Annotated in this window: 1 protein-coding gene; it reads left to right on the top strand. The window is 66.2% G+C overall.

All coding sequences use genetic code 11. The annotated features are described in order from the left end of the window. Positions 1–544, top strand: a 544-nt coding sequence (locus tag ABD323_RS44835; protein WP_344447705.1) for an AAA family ATPase, incomplete at both ends; no start/stop codon positions are given.

The raw sequence follows: 544 nt of genomic DNA, 5'->3' as shown, positions 1-544 counted from the left end.
TGAAGTCCCTGGCCACACAGGAGCGGGCGGACTACGACCGGCGGCGCCGGATGTGGCACGCGAACATCGGCCCGGTCAAGACACCGCAACTGGCGGAGCTCCACGAGGACTTGTGGGACATCGTCGACAGCAACGAGCAGGACGGCGACAAGGCCAAGGGAGCGGTGGGCGTCGACGCGGTCCCGGGGCTCGGCAAGACGACCTCGGTGCTGGCCTTCGCCCGCGACTTCCACCAGCGGGAGATCGATGAGTCGGGCCCGTTCACGAGCCAGGGGCACGAGCGGATTCCTGTCTGTCGGGTCGGGCTGACCGGGAACACCGGGATGAAGGACCTCAACCGGGCCATGCTGGAGTTCTTCGGCCACCCCGGACAGGGGCGGGGCACCACCGCCCAGTTCGGACGGCGGGTGCTGGACTGCGTGTTGTCCTGTGATGTCCGTGTGCTGGTTCTGGACGATCTGCACTTCCTGAAGTGGGGGCAGAAGAGCGGCATCGAGGTGAGCAATCACCTGAAGTGGATCGCCAACGAGTTCCCGGTGACATT

Source organism: Kitasatospora nipponensis (assembly GCF_039528135.1).
Classification (GTDB): domain Bacteria; phylum Actinomycetota; class Actinomycetes; order Streptomycetales; family Streptomycetaceae; genus Kitasatospora; species Kitasatospora nipponensis.
Note: the sequence above shows the minus strand (reverse complement) of the source record. Positions and strands in the feature narration are given on the sequence as shown.